General features: G+C 69.6%; 10 protein-coding genes and 1 pseudogene. 6 read left to right on the top strand and 5 right to left on the bottom strand.

What is annotated here, in order from left to right:
- Positions 1-201: 201 nt before the first annotated feature.
- Complete coding sequence (locus ACGFNN_RS06620; protein WP_393553588.1) at positions 202-1,203, top strand: bile acid:sodium symporter family protein; 1,002 nt, start codon at positions 202-204, stop codon at positions 1,201-1,203.
- 144 nt (positions 1,204-1,347) lie between these two features.
- Here the strand turns inward: ACGFNN_RS06620 and ACGFNN_RS06615 are convergent, their stop codons facing one another.
- The gene (locus ACGFNN_RS06615; RefSeq protein ID WP_393553586.1) at positions 1,348-2,268 is read right to left on the bottom strand and encodes an AEC family transporter; all 921 of its coding nucleotides are present in this window, start codon (positions 2,266-2,268) and stop codon (positions 1,348-1,350) included.
- A gap of 362 nt (positions 2,269-2,630) precedes the next feature.
- The gene (locus ACGFNN_RS06610) at positions 2,631-3,242 is read right to left on the bottom strand and encodes a TetR/AcrR family transcriptional regulator (protein ID WP_393553584.1); all 612 of its coding nucleotides are present in this window, start codon (positions 3,240-3,242) and stop codon (positions 2,631-2,633) included.
- A gap of 119 nt (positions 3,243-3,361) precedes the next feature.
- On the opposite strand from ACGFNN_RS06610, the pseudogene ACGFNN_RS06605 reads away from it, so the two are divergent.
- Positions 3,362-4,279 (top strand): annotated as a pseudogene (locus ACGFNN_RS06605) (alpha/beta fold hydrolase).
- A 475-nt stretch (positions 4,280-4,754) separates the two neighbouring features.
- Here the strand turns inward: ACGFNN_RS06605 and ACGFNN_RS06600 are convergent.
- On the bottom strand, positions 4,755-5,549 hold the full coding sequence (locus ACGFNN_RS06600) for an SDR family NAD(P)-dependent oxidoreductase (RefSeq protein ID WP_393553582.1): 795 nt from the start codon (positions 5,547-5,549) through the stop codon (positions 4,755-4,757).
- A gap of 85 nt (positions 5,550-5,634) precedes the next feature.
- On the opposite strand from ACGFNN_RS06600, the gene ACGFNN_RS06595 reads away from it, so the two are divergent.
- Positions 5,635-6,492: a helix-turn-helix transcriptional regulator gene (locus ACGFNN_RS06595; RefSeq protein ID WP_393553580.1), complete on the top strand. Its 858-nt coding sequence runs from the start codon at positions 5,635-5,637 to the stop codon at positions 6,490-6,492.
- Positions 6,493-6,758: 266 nt separating this feature from the next.
- Positions 6,759-7,796: a hypothetical protein gene (locus tag ACGFNN_RS06590; RefSeq protein WP_393553578.1), complete on the top strand. Its 1,038-nt coding sequence runs from the start codon at positions 6,759-6,761 to the stop codon at positions 7,794-7,796.
- An 805-nt stretch (positions 7,797-8,601) separates the two neighbouring features.
- Here ACGFNN_RS06590 and ACGFNN_RS06585 read toward each other — a convergent pair.
- Positions 8,602-10,500 carry a TolB family protein gene (locus ACGFNN_RS06585; protein ID WP_393553576.1) on the bottom strand — a complete coding sequence of 633 codons (1,899 nt, stop codon included), beginning with the start codon at positions 10,498-10,500 and terminating at the stop codon, positions 8,602-8,604.
- Between the two features lie 425 nt (positions 10,501-10,925).
- On the opposite strand from ACGFNN_RS06585, the gene ACGFNN_RS06580 reads away from it, so the two are divergent.
- On the top strand, positions 10,926-11,384 hold the full coding sequence (locus tag ACGFNN_RS06580; RefSeq protein ID WP_393553574.1) for a MarR family winged helix-turn-helix transcriptional regulator: 459 nt from the start codon (positions 10,926-10,928) through the stop codon (positions 11,382-11,384).
- Between the two features lie 495 nt (positions 11,385-11,879).
- A complete protein-coding gene (locus ACGFNN_RS06575; protein WP_393553572.1) occupies positions 11,880-13,199 on the top strand; it encodes an MFS transporter in 1,320 nt (439 codons plus the stop codon).
- 14 nt (positions 13,200-13,213) lie between these two features.
- Here ACGFNN_RS06575 and ACGFNN_RS06570 read toward each other — a convergent pair whose 3' ends face one another.
- A complete protein-coding gene (locus tag ACGFNN_RS06570) occupies positions 13,214-14,446 on the bottom strand; it encodes a lactonase family protein (protein WP_393553570.1) in 1,233 nt (410 codons plus the stop codon).
- Between the last annotated feature and the right edge of the window lie 43 nt (positions 14,447-14,489).

Raw genomic sequence — 14,489 nt, 5'->3', positions numbered from 1 at the left:
GGCCGGGTACGGCGTCCATGAGCGTGCCGGGAGCCGTGGCGCCGGCATCCGAGCCGTGGGCCGAGGCGTGAGCTACGGCTGCCGCACCCACGCGATCCCCACACCCGGTGCACACATCCTGGACACATCGACCACATGGTGAGACGCGCTTGCGCCGGTCACCACCCGCGGCGTGTGATCGCGCCTGTGCAAACCGAACAGATGACCCCTGATCAAACGGGATCCGACGACAAGGCGGCGCGACGGGCCGTCACGGTGTTCCCCGTACTCGTGCTCGCCGCGGGTGTCGCCGGCCTCGTCACTCCCGGCACGTTCGACGGCTGGACGGAGTCGGTTCCGTACCTGCTCGGAATCGTCATGTTCTGCATGGGACTGACGATGACGCCGCTCGATTTCAGGGGCGTGGCGAGGCGCCCGTGGGCCGTGGCCATCGGCCTGGTCGCCCACTACGTCATCATGCCGGGACTCGGCTGGGCGATCGCCCATCTGCTCGGTCTTCCACCGCAGCTCGCGGCCGGACTCATCCTGGTCGGCTGCGCGCCGAGCGGGACGGCGTCCAACGTCGTGACCTTCCTCGCGCGGGGGGACGTCGCGCTGTCGGTCTCCGTGGCCACCGTCTCCACCCTCGTCGCCCCGCTGGTGACACCGCCGCTCACGCTTCTGCTGGCGGGTGCGTATCTTCCGGTGGACGCCGGTTCGATGATCACGGACATCCTCAAGACGGTGCTGCTCCCCGTCCTGGGCGGCCTGGTCGTGCGGCTTCTCGCCGGCCGGCTCGTCGACCGGGTTCTGGGGTTCATGCCCTGGCTGTCGTCCCTGGCCATCGCCGCGATCGTCTGCGCCGTCGTGGCCGGCAGCGCCGGGACGATCAAGTCCGCGGCGGTGACGGTGCTGGTCGCCGTCGTGCTGCACAACGGCCTCGGGCTCGCCCTCGGTTACGGCGCCGGCAAGCTCTCCGGTCTCGGCAGGCCGGCGAGCCGTGCCATGGCCTTCGAGGTGGGCATGCAGAACTCGGGGCTCGCCGCGTCACTCGCGACGGCCCACTTCAGCCCGCTGGCGGCCCTGCCGGCGGCGGTGTTCTCCGTCTGGCACAACATCTCCGGCGCTCTGGTGGCCGCCTGGATGTCCCACCGGTCGCGCCGCGACGAGCCCGTCCGGCCCGGGGTGGTTCCCGCACCGAGGACCGGGTCAGAACAGTCCTGACGGGTCAGGAACACCTGTCACGAGGCGCTCGCCCGGGTTCCCGCCCGGGCGAGCGCCTCGTGCGTGCGCGTCCGGTCGCCCGGGGACACGCCCGGCGCGTGTCCCGCGTGTGCTCCGAACGGGGCACGCACCTCTCGCCGTCCCCTATCCCAGGAGTGCGGCGATGGTGATGAGCACCGGAACCGACACGACCGTGGACAGCAGTATCGATTCCCTTGCGAGCCGTTCGGCGACCCGGTACTGCGAGGCATAGGTGTAGAGGTTCTGGGCCGCGGGCAACGCCGAGGTCACGGCCACGTCCAGCAGGGCCGCGCCTCGCAGATGAAGGACTCCCGCACCTATCCCCAGCGCGACGAGCGGTTGCACCGTCGTCTTGAGGAAGGCCGACAGGATGATGGCGGAACGGTTCTCCCCGCGTGCGGGCACCCCGCTGCCGCGCAAGGACATCCCGAAGGCGAGCAGCACCGCGGGGACCGACATGTTGCCGATCAGTGTGAGCGGTTCGAGCGCCGGCTGAGGGACGGTCCATCCGACGGCGGCCACCGTGACACCGGACAGGGAACCGATCGCCATCGGGTTGCGGAACGGCGTGATCACGCGCTGCCGCAGGGGGCGCGGCTCCCCGGGCCGGGTCAGGTCGAGGATGGTCAGTGCCAGCGGGGTGACCACGATCTGCTGGAAGAGCAGTACGGGGGCGACGAGCGAGGCGTCCCCCAGGACGTACACGGCGATCGGGATGCCGAGGTTTCCCGCGTTGACGTAGCTGGAGCAGAGGGCGCCTATGGTGACCGGGCCGGCGCCCCATCCCCTCAGGAGCCCGACGACGACGAAGAGGGCTGCCGCGGTGGCCGTTCCCGCGGCGGTGACCAGGAGACGCGGCGAGAAGATGACGGTGAGGTCCGCCCGCGCCAGTGTCGTGAAGAGCAGCGCGGGCGTCGCGACGTTGAAGGCGAGCCCTGTCAGGACGGTTCGGCCGTCCTTCCCCAGGTGCCCACGTCGCCCGAGGAGGTAGCCGATTCCTATGACCACGGCGATGACCGCGAAGCCGGTGAGAACGCCCTGCATGAAGATCCTTGCCGCCGAATCGTGGAGGCCGCCCGCCGACTGGGCCCAGGGTGGTGCCGGCCGGACGACGCCGGAGGCCGAGCGCCCCGGCTCCGCCCGTTCGCGGAGCACCGCCCTCGCTGCCCCGTGCGTGAACCCTTCGCAGGTCACCGGCCCGGAACAGCCTACGATCACGTCAACAGCCGGGTTCTCCCGGGGCCCGCGGCCGGCGGCGTCGTCACGGAGCCGACGTGGAAACGCAGCACGACCTGACGGGTCTTGACGGCGCGTCCGGGCCGCCCGGAAGAGATCTCGCCGAACCGTGCCAGGACCTTCAGTCACGTCATGTCATGCCTCGCTCAGCGGACGGCCGTACGACGGAGTCACGAAGGCCTTCGCACAAAAATGCGATCCAGGTGGTGGCCGAGGAGCGCCTCGGCGGACGCGGCATCGCGCTGGCCGACAAGGACGCTGATGCCCATGCCCGCCGACATGGCCAGCAGACCTACGGCTTCGGCGTGCGCATCGAGGCCGGGGCGTGCGTCGCCGTCCTGCTGAGCCTGACGGATGAGGGCGGTGATGGTCTGTTCCGCCGCATCGGGGTCGTCCCGGAAGGGCTGGGCGGCCAGTGCCTCGTCGGTGACCGTCAGGACGGCGTAGGACGTGTAGACGAGGTGGAAGATGCGGCTCTCCTCGTCGGTCGGCAGCGAGGCAAGGAGGAGCGCCTCGGTCGTCCGCCGCGGTCCCGCACCCTCCCCCGCCTCCCGCAGCTTCGCAGTGACCCGCTCCACCAGCCGGGCCGCCAGGTACTGCAGCCCGAAGAGCAGCAGCTTCTCCTTGGTCTCGAAGTAGTACTGGACGAGCCGCAGGGAGACACCTGCCTCGGCGGCGACCTCGCGCATCCCGACCGCATGCAGCCCTCGACGTCCGGCCACCTGCACGAGCGCGGCCGCGATCTGCCGCCGCCGCTCCTCGTGGTCCACCCGCTTGGGCATCACGCCACTCCTCACCCGTCGCCCTCACGCCGCCCCGGCGCGATTTTCATGGTACGCCTGTACCAATTTCGTGATACGGTCGTACCATTAAAGACGGATCTCGAAGATGAGGTGGCCCCGTGCGTCCGACCGCACCCAACGACACGACCGCGCCCCCACTCGGTGGCTACGTCAACGACTCTCTGCGCGAGCGGTACTTCACCGCCTGCGACGCGGTCTACGCACTGGGAGCTCCGGCACGTGCGCAACAGGACGTGGAGACGGAATACGGCACCACACACGTCTACCGGTACGGCCCCACCGATCCCGCCGCCGATGCGCGGACCCCTGTCGTCCTCGTCCACGGCTCCGGCACCTGCTCCGCCATGTGGTACGCCAACACGGCAGCGCTCAGCGCCGACCGCCCCGTCTACGCCCTCGACACACCGGGCGACCCGGGTCGCAGCATCCAGCACAAGCCGCTGCACGAGCCCCGCGACGCCGCGCGCTGACTGGAGGCCACACTCGCGGGCCTCGGCCTCGACCGGGTCCACCTGGTCGGTGCCTCCTACGGCGGCTGGCTCGCCCTCAACCAAGCACACCGGGAACCCGGTCGCCTGGCCTCGGTCACCCTCCTCGATCCCGGCGGACTGGAGAAGGTGGGCCTGCGTTTCTACGCCTGGATCATGGCCAGCCTCTTCGCGAGCTTCGCCCCCCGGCGCCTCCGCCCGCGCCTGGCAGCCTGGCTGGAACAACCGGTCCTCACCGTCGCGGAACTCCGATCAATGGCCCTCGCCGGCGCCCGCGCCTTCCGGCTGCGCCGCCCGGCGCCCCTGCCGTTGGCCGACGATGAACTTGCCACCATCCACACGCCCCTGTACCTGGTGCTCGGCAGGCGGAGCCTCCTCGTGCACCCACAACGGCAGGTGGAACGAATCCCCCGGCTCGTGCCCCGCGCCCACGCGGAGATCCTCACCGGCACCGGACACGGACCACACATCGACCACGCCGAGGAGGTCAACCGCCGCATGCTGGAGTTCATGAACGCGGCTGACTGAGCTGTTTCAGCGTTGCCGCCCCGGAGTGAGGACCGCCCTGGCGACTCATCGGAAGTCGCGGAACAGAGTGACCCGGTTCTCCAGGGCCACGACCGGTGGGGACGCTGAGCAGCAGCAGCAACCCTCGGCGCGTCCGCACGCGTCCGCCTCGACCTCGGTGGGCGTGCGGCCGGCGGTCGGTGCGCAGCAGCCCAGGCACGCACGGAGGAGCGCGGGGCCGGGCCGCCTGCCACGCGACGACTCCGAGCCGATCAATCCCAAACGCCCGAGTTCGACGGAGCGTAGTAAACACCAACCAGCACGGGAGTCAGCACCGCACCGTCAGATCACCCTGAACTACCGTCCCGGGCCGCACTCGTTTCCAGCCCCGCCGCTCCATGAACCGCCTTCCCGCGAGTCGGGATGGTGGCTGCGCGCAGGGCCGACCCTCGAACCATGCCCCCACCACATGTGCCCTGGACCCGGGCCACTCATGTCAAGCGCCGGCGCCGCCGTCGACCGGCAGGGTCGCGCCGGTCACGTGCGAAGCTCGGTCGCTGAGCAGCCACGCGGCTGCCTCGGCGATCTGCCGGGGCTCCGCCATCCGACCGAGCGGGATCGACTTGGTCATCTGCTCGACGACGCCGGGAGTCGCCGCTTCCCAGGTATCGATCATCCTGGTGGCGGTGCCGCCGGGGGTGATGGCGTTGACTCGAATACGGTCGCCGGCCCAGTTCACCGCGGCGGTCTCGGTGAGGCTGTTGAGCGCGCGCTTCATGGCGCCGTAGGCGGGTAGGGCGGGGTTCGCTCGGCGGCTGCCGATGCTGGAGGTGTTGACGATCGCCCCGCCGCCGCCTCGCCGCATGAGCGCGGCCTCGGCGGTCATGGCAGTCCAGTGCGAACGGAAGTTCACGGCGAACTGCTCGTCGATGTCCTCGTCGCTGGTGGTCTCGACCGGGCCGAACTGCCGCTGGGGAACCGCGCCGTTGTTGAAGGCGCCGTCCAGCCGTCCGTGAAGCGCTTCGACGTGGTCAACGGCGACGCGGATGCTCGTGGGGTCGGCGAGGTCCAAGGTGACGGCATCGGCGACGCCGCCGTCAGCGCGGATCTCCTTCACGATGCGGTCGAGGGCGTCCGTGCTGCGGGCTGCGAGCACGACAGCCGCGCCTTCGGAGGCGAAGAGCCGGGCCGCGGCCGCTCCGATCCCGCGGCTGGCGCCGGTGATGAAGATGATCTTTCCGTCGAGCATGCCGATTGGTGCGCTGTCCGTGGTGTTCGTGTTGTTCGTCATGGCAACAGCGTCCGGTCGGCTGCCGGGCGGATACAGGCACAGGCTGTACCAGGATCAGCCGCCGGACTGCGCGCACACTTGCCATATGGACAAGCAGGAGCTCGGGGCATTCCTCCGCAGCCGCCGCGAGCGGCTCCGGCCCCAGGACGTCGGCCTCCCCTCCGGCCCACGCCGGCGCACACCAGGTCTTCGCCGCGAGGAAGTGGCAGTCCTCGCGTACATCTCGACGGAGTACTACACCCGGCTCGAACAGGGCAGGGCGCCACGCCCCTCGGGCGACGTCCTGGCCGCGATCACTGTCGCGCTGCGGCTCACCGACACAGAGTCCGACCACCTCCACCTCCTCGCGGGCACCGCACCCAACCGCACCGGACTGCACCGGCGCGACGTCCGCCCGAGCATCCTCGCGCTTCTGGAACGACTGCCGCGAACGGCGGGCTTCGTGACGTCCGCCGCCTTCGAGGTCCTCGCGTGGAACGATCTCGCGGCCGCACTCATGGAAGACTTCGCCCCGCTCGCCCCCGACGACCGGAACCTCGCGCGCCGGGCCTTCCTCACACCACAGGGCGCCGATGCGGCGCTCTACGGGCTCTCCGACACCGCCGAGTTCCGGTTGAACGTCGTCATGCGGCTCCGCACGACCCTCGCCCGCTACCCCACCGATCCCGCGGTGACCGGACTCGTCGACGAACTTCGTGATGCCAGCCCCGACTTCACCCGCCTCTGGGAACGGAACGACGTGCAGGCCACGCACATGCTCACGAAGACCTTCCGCCACCCGGCCGTCGGAGAAGTCACGGTCGACTGCGACACACTCACCCTCACCGAACGGGACCAGTGTCTCGTGCTCTACAGCGCGCCCCCGGGATCTCCCAGCGCCGAGGCCCTGGCTCTGCTGAGCGTCATAGGGAGCGGATTCGGTCGTGATCAGCAGATGGCCTGATCAAGGTTGGGTCCAGAGCCTGCTGCGGAGCAAGCCCCGCAGATTGATCACGACGCAATACGCCCCCTCGTGCGGACGGCGGCTGTGCGGCGAGACCGACTCGGCTCTCCGTCAGTCACCTGTGTCGGCGTTCGCGTGAAAGTGCGCAGGGCGGTACGTGAAAACGTGCATACCCGTGCTGTGCGATGCAGAGCCCCGGTGGCCGTCCGGCAGCGGAGCCGCCCGCCTGGGGACGGCCTTGCCGGAGGACCGTAGACTCGCGCGCCATGGAAGAGACGTTCGAGCTGGGGACCATCACGTGCCCGTCCGGCACCCTGGTGCTCATTGACGGTGGCCACTTGGGGCTGTGGAGCGGAGACCGGTCGCCGGCGGACATCGATCCGGCTTCCTTGGGGATCGAGGACGCTGCCATGGCCGCCGACGTCACGGGCGCCCTTGACTTCGTGGTCACCGGGCCGGACGCTTCCGAAGCCGTCCGGACCTTTGGCCGGCAGCCGGGCTCCAGGCTCCATGACATCCCGGCCTCGAAGGCTGCCGAGTTCGAGGCGGCGTTCGACAGCCACCGCCGGTCCACCGGCCTCAACGCCCGGCTGGAGTCCCTGCCGGTTCGGGAGTCCCATGCCCAAAGAGCCCGCCGTACAGGTGAAGAGGGCGGTGGCAGCTTCCTGATGTTCGGCGTTCCCGTCGTTGCCGTAGGCGGCGTACCCCGAGGCCGGCACCTGCCCGTGCTGGCTACACGGGTCGACCACGGCGATGGTGTCGGGGAACGCTGGTCCGAGATCTCCATCCGGATGGGCGAGGGCCGGGTGACGTCATCGGTTTCCCTGGGTGACATCGGCGTGGACCGGGCACGTGTGCTTTTCGGTGACGTCGACGCTCTGAACATCTGGCAGCACGATGAGCCGGTGGACGGTCTGGCCGATGTGGCGTTCTGGGGTGCCGCGGCAGCCGAGGCGGCCGCGACGTTTGCCGCACCCGAACTGGGCGAGCCTGGTGAGGACGGTGTTCGCGGGTGGACTGGCCTGCCCGTCCCGGAGGCCATGGACAGGGCACGCGCTGTGTTGAGATGGAAGGACGAGTCCGGACGGCGCATGGCGGTGGACTTCCGGCCTCACTCCCATCACTGGCAGATCATGCGCGAGGTACGTGCTTCGCACGTCGAGGCCGGATCCGTGGATCTCGGTGATGCCCGAGTGCTGTGCGCGATGACGACCTGGGGCGACGGCTACTTCCCGGTGATCGCCGATCTGGATCCGTCGGGTGACCTCCTCGCGGTGCGCGTGCGATTCTCCGACGCCCCCTGAAGAGCCGGCCCGGAGTGCGCGGGACAGGTAGGTAGCGCCGTACCTGGTTGAGCACTTGCATGTGTACGTCGTCAACCTGCCACACCACGAATCCGAGCCGATCAATCCCAGACGCCCGAGTTCACCGGAGCGTAGTCAGCACCAAGTCAGCACGGGACAAGTGAGGACGGGTGATGCCGTGGGCTTTCGGTCAGCACCGAACCAGCACGGGAGCCAGCACCGCACCCTCACATCACCCTGAACTACGCGTCCCGGATGGCACTTGTCTCGAGCACCACCGCTCCCCTGAACCTCCGTCCCGCGAGACGGCATGGTGGCTGCACGCATGGCCGACCCTCGAACCCCCCGCCACATGCGCCCCTGGCCTGCGGAAGGGTGACCCCATATATGCCGTCACCGACCGGCAACGGCTCCTGTTCGTCGACGACCGGGAGGCCGATGTCGACGCGGCGTGGGCCGCAGGCCTCACCGCGACGCGGGTCGGGGCACCGACGGGGATCGGGCGACCACGAGGAGGTCTGGGCCACGACTTCACTCCAAGGGGTGCTCAGCACATGGACTCACAACGATGCTCGCCGACCCGCCGCCGGACTCCGGCACAGCTTCCGCCGTCGAGGACCTGAGCGGTAGGCGAGGCACCCGAGGCCGGAGCCGGGTGGCCGCCGGGGACGCGGGCGCGGGGGCCCGGGTGAAGGGATCCCACCCGGGCCCCCGGTCCGACGACATGTGTCGTCGGGCACCGGAACGACGATGCTCGCCGCGGGGCCGTCGGCCGAGCGCTTCGGGGCAGCGGCAGTCTGAGCCCTTACCGGGCGGCGAGCTGGGCGTTGGTGAGGTAGATCGGCATCGAGTCCTCCCACTGGCTGTCCGTCAGCATCTTGATGCCGGACCCGTCCGCCTTCATGCTGAAGATCTGGCCGTAGGGCTGGAAGGTGTCGTCGTAGAGCGCGGCCTCCTCACGGAATCCGTACATCCCACTGTTGTAGAGGATGCGGCCGTCGGGGTTCCAGACCGCGTGCCCGTCGTTCGCGCCGGTGGTCGTGAGGATCTTCAGACCGGTGCCGTCGGGCTTGATGGTGCACACGTCGAAGTTGGTGGCGCTGGTCTTCCGGGTGAAGAGGATGAGCTTGCCGTCCGGTGACCAGTCGGGCAGGTTGTCGGATTCGGTGGTCAGGACGGTCGTCGCACCGGTCTTGAGGTCGAGAATGCGCAGACCCATCTGCGCTCCCCACAACCGGTAGACGAGCTTGGTGCCGTCCGCCGAGTAGCTCGGAAATCCGGCGTTGACCGAGCCGTCGGTGAGCACCTGGGCGGCCGAGGAACCGTCGACAGGGACGCGTACCACCACGGCTTTCGCGGTCGCGCGGGTCTGGAACCAGCCCCCCAGGCCGAAGGCGATCCACTTCCCGTCGGGCGACCACGCGGGACGGAATGCGCCGGCCAGGCCGTGTTCGAGCTGCCCCTGGTCGAGGTCCGAGGTGGCACTGTCGAAGACGACCTTCTGGTCGGAGCCGTCCGCTCGCATGGTGACGATCGAGGAGTTGCCGCTCTGCTTGCTGGTGATCGCCAGGCGGCCGGACCTGGAGACCACCGGGAACACGTCGCAGAAGCGGTAGTCCCAGTCGCTGTCCCAGCTGTAGAGGGGCTTGTCCAGCGCACGGGTGGTGTAGTCGGGCTTCTCATAGATGACCGACTTGCCGTCGGCCGACCAGACCGGGGAGCGAAGCGCCCTCTTGACCGCGGGCCGGGCACCGCCGGTGTAGGCCAGCCCCTCGTTCGCGCCGCCCTTGACGAGGTATCCGATCTCGGTGGCGCTCAGGTACTGGGGAGCGACCTTCAGACCGGCGCCGGAGGTGTGCTCGGTCCGGCCCCCGGTCGCGACGTCGACCGAGACGATCTGGGACTCGACGGTTCCGATGGCCTCGGGGCGGTGGGCGCCCCAGGTTCCTTCGACGGTGATCTCGTAGAAGACGATCCGGGACCCGTCGGGTGACCACTTCGGGGAACCGAGGCAGTAGCCCTCCTTGGTGGCGACCTGGCGGAAGCCGGTGCCGTCCGGGCGGATGACGTAGACGCTCAGCTCCTGGGTGTGTTCCCAGCCCTTGCCGTCGCTGTGGCCTCGCCAGGTGGTGTTGCGGTCGCTGGAGAAGGCGATCCACTGACTGTCCGGCGACCAGGAAGGGCGGAACTGGCAGTCCGGGCTTGCCGGGTCACCGGCGAGGGCCTTGGTACCTGTGAGGTTGGTGCGCTTGCCGGTGGCCAGGTCGAGCACCCATATATGGGCCTTGTGGTCGCCGCTCGTGGAGACGTAGGCGACCTTCGTGCCGTCCGGGGACGGGACCGCCCAGTCGTTCATCGCGGAGTCGACCACCAGGGCCGTGACACCGGATCCGTCGGACTTCGCCCGGTAGAGCCCGGAGTTGCCGTCGCCGGTGCGCTCCGAGGTGAAGAACACCGAAGCCCCGTCGGCGGAGAAGGCCGCGTGGTACTCGAACGCCCCGGTCGGCAGCAACCTGCGCTCGTTGGAACCGTCGGCATCGGCGATGTAGAGGGTCGACGCGGAGGGACCGATCCGGTTCATCAGCATCACCCCCTTCTTGCCGGCCGAGGCCTTGGCCACGGCGAAGGCATTGGGCAGGAGCGTCGCGCCTGCTGCGGCCGCTCCGGCCGCCATGAACGAACGGCGCTTCAGATCAGGGGACATCTCTGTCCGGGTCCTTTCGTCGGTGGGGGACGCATGACGTGGTGGAGTCACCCGCGCACGACGTCGCCGCCTGCGCCGCGGACCGGCCCCGATCGCTGTGGTCAGCTGGGGCCCACGTCCCGCTCGGTTCGTAAGTCACATGCGCCCGCCGCATGGATTGTCGAACAAGTTGGGCGTGACCGTAACACCGCGAAAATCCGACGACAATAGATGCTGCAAAAACGAAGCACTCGGGCCATCAACACGGCAAGACGGCCTCAAAATTGTCAGACAAAGAGTGGGTCGATTCATGTCGGCGACCGCACCTGAGGCGGCTGCGGGGAACCGCGACGGCCGGTGTGGCCACGGCTCGTTACACTCGTGGCTCCAGTTCCACGGAAGCCGGCCCCGGGGGCCGAGCCCCCAGGCACGCCGAACGGAGAGTGATGACCGAGAGGGCCGAGGACGAGGCTGTCCTGGCGCGACTGCGCACGGTCACGATGTGGCTGTCGCGGCAGATGCGTGAACCGTCCGCCGCCGCGACGCCGATCACCCCGTCCCGCCATTCGACTCTCTGGTCCGTGGACAAGTTCGGCCCGCTGCGGATGACCGACCTCGCCCGCCTGGAGAAGATCAGCAAGTCCTCGGTGACGCGCATCGTGGGCAACCTCGCGGCGGACGGCCTGGTCGAGGTGACACCCGACGCCAACGACGGCCGGTCCACGCTGGTCGGCATGACGCCCGAGGGGACCCGCATCCTCGCGGCGACATCGGAGCGGACGGACGCGTTCTTCCTCTCACGGCTCGCCGACTTCTCGGAGGCCGAGAAGGTCATGCTCGAAGCGGCGGTGATGCTGCTGGAGCGGCTGGCCTCCCCCGGCGAGGACGGTTCCGCGCAGGCGTGAGCCAGCTCGGGCGTCGCCCCCGGGAGGGGCTTCAGCCACTGCACGCCGCCCCCCATCACGCCCCGCCATGCTGCATCGCATCCCAAAAATGATTGCGGATGCGTACTTCCTGAAGGCAACAGCGCAGCTGAACGCGAGCCAGGAGCGACCCGTTTCAGCCGAAGCCCCACCACTCAAACCACCACAGAACGCCTGATAGAGCCTCACAGGACAGCCACAGCCTTCGACGAAGAGACGGAAGCGCACGCACACCGGACCTTCATGCCGTACGGTAACTAGTATCGGCAAGAAACTTTCTTGGCCGTGCTGCGGGCGCGGCTCCGGAGTCAGCCAGAACGTCACTCGCTTCGCGACGCGCGGCTCCGGCACCGTCCGGTTCCGGGCTCCCGGGAGGGGCTTCATGACATCCCTTCGGCTCCACGCCGCCCCGTCCACCGCTCCGCTCCCCATGCACGGCCGCCGTGCGTGCGTGGTCTCCGGCGCGCCGGAGCGCCCGTGAACACCGTGAACCGCCGACGGCGGGGCGCGGCCCGTGCCGACGCCCCCGCACGCCGACGCGGTCTCGCCTCGCTCGGGGTCCGCAACTACCGGCTGTACATGGCCGGTCAGACCGTCTCGGTGGCCGGCAACTGGATGCAGTCCGTCGCCGTGGGCTGGCTGGCACTGGAACTGACCCACAGCGGAACGATGCTCGGCATGGTCACCGCCGCCCGCTATCTGCCCATCGTGCTCCTGGGTGCGTGGGGCGGCCTCGTGGTGGACCGTCACGACCGCCGTCGATTGCTCACGGGCACCCAGCTCTGCTTCGGGGCCCTGGCGGCGCTGCTGACGGCCCTGTCGTGGGGCGGACTGGTGAACCTTCCGCTCCTTGTCGCGATCATGCTTCTGCTCGGTGTGGTCAACGTGTTCGACAGTCCGGCCCGCCAGAGCCTGATCAGTGAGCTGGTCGACCGTGATCTCCTGCCGAACGCGATCGCGGTCAACTCCACCCTGGTCAACACGGCCAAGCTCGTCGGACCGGCGCTCGCGGGGGTGACCATCGCCGCCCTCGGAGTGACCCCGTGCTTCGCGCTGGACACGTTGTCGTTCGTGGCCGTGGTCGTCAGCCTCCTCTCCCTGCGCACTGCGGAGATGAGGCCCACCGAGCGCGAGGTACCGGCGAAGGGACAGATCCGCGCCGGGATCGCCTATGTCCGGAGCACTCCCCAACTGCTCCAGCCGATGATCATGGTCTATGTGACGGGCATCCTGACCTGGGAGTTCCCGGTGACGCTCCCCCTGCTCACCACCTCTGTGTTCCATGCGGGCCCGGAGGGCTTCGGCGCGGCGACCGCCGTCATGAGCGCCGGCGGTGTCCTGGGCGGATTCCTGGTGGTACGACAGACCCGTGTCACCACTCGGTCCTTGTGTGTCTCGGCCGTGCTCTGGGGGGCGTTGATCTGCGCCGCCGCCCTGACTCCGAACCTGCCACTCGCACTCGCGGCGCTGTTGTTCGTCGGCGTCGGATCCATCACCTTCAACTCGTCGGCCAAGACGCTGATGCAGCTGGAGGCGGCCCCTCGGATGCGCGGCCGCGTGGTCGCTCTGTGGACGATCGGCTGGATGGGCGGAACCGTCGTCGGCGCGCCGCTCGTCGGATGGATCGGGGCAACGGCCGGACCGCGCGGCGCGCTGCTGACCGGAGGGCTCGCCGCGGCTGCCGTGGGAATCGCCGTGCTCGCCCTGTCCCGGTCCGCCCGCCGGACGCGGGGGGAACCGCCCGGAGCGCCTCACAAGGCGCCACCGGATCCTGGCGGATCCGGCGGCGCCTTGTGAGGGGGCGGGAGGCTTCAGCGACGTACCCGGTGGATCGCGACGCAGTCGGCGGCGGGGACCGGGACGGAGATACCGGTGTCCGTGAGCAGCCCGGAGCGCTGGTCCACCCGGAAGAGGTTCACCGTCCCACTGGCCTTGTTCGCGACGAACAGCCAGCGGCCTCCCGGGTGCAGGGAGAGGCTCCACGGGGTGGTGCCCCCGCAGGAGAGGCGCTGGGCCTCGCTGAGCAGTCCGGTCCGCGGGTCGACTGAGAAGACGACCAGAGTGTTGTCGCCCCGGTTGGAGACGTAGACATGCCTGCCGTCGCCGCTCAGGGCCAGTTCCGCGGCGCTCGTGGTACCGGTGTGGCCGGGGGCGTTCGTGGTCATACGCTGCCTGGCGGTGAGTTCCCCGGTACGGGCGTCCCATCGCAGGGTCTCGATGTCCGCCGTCAGCTCGTTCAGGAGGTACACCGTCCAGCCGTTCGGGTGGAAGGCCAGACGCCGGGGACCCGAACCGGGTTCCGTGGCGTAGGAGCGTTCCGACGCTCCGGCGGAGAGCCGGCGGGTCTTCCGGTCGTAGTCCCGGACGAACACCCGGTCGGCGCCGAAGTCCGCGACGAGACCGAACCGGCCGCTCGGGTCGAGGACCACATGGTGGACGTGCGGGCCGGCCTGACGTGGGTTCGGCCCGGAGCCGGTGTCCTGGATGCTGGAGGTCACGGCACCCAGCGAACCGTCCGGCCGGACCGTGACGGCCGCCGCGGAGCCGGTGGCGAAGTCGGCGACCAGAAGCACGCCCCGGGAGGTGTCGAGTCCGATGTACGACAGCCCTCCGCTGGCGCCGTCGACGGCCTCCGTCTCGATCTCCCCGGTCTTGATGAGCGCGCCGCTGCGGTCGTCGACCCGGAAGGTGCGGACGAATCCGCCGGGCTCGGCGCCGGCCACGTGGAGGAGCGGCCGGGACGGGTGGGCCACGACCCAGTTGGAGCTGACCTCCACCACGGCGCCCAGGGAGGTCATGGACCCGTCGGCCGGATCGAAGCGGACGGCGTGCAACTGGTTCTCGCCCCAGGTACCGACGTAGAGCAGGTCATGGTCACGGGGCTGCCTGGCCGAGGCGTCGGCCGGAGTGCCGGCCAGCAGCGGCACGGCGGTCGTCGCGGTGGCGGCGAAGGCTGCCAGTACGGTTCTGCGGGACGACCGCAGCGGGGCCGGGGGCCGCTGGTTCCCGGGGGCGTCCGGTGAGGCGTTCGGAGGTACGTTCATGGGCGGAACTGTCCTTTCCTGAAGCCGGGTCGAGTGTGCTGTG

The sequence above is a fragment of the Streptomyces sp. NPDC048590 genome, from assembly GCF_043199535.1.
In the GTDB taxonomy this organism is placed as follows: Bacteria; Actinomycetota; Actinomycetes; order Streptomycetales; family Streptomycetaceae; genus Streptomyces.
Note: the sequence above shows the minus strand (reverse complement) of the source record. Positions and strands in the feature narration are given on the sequence as shown.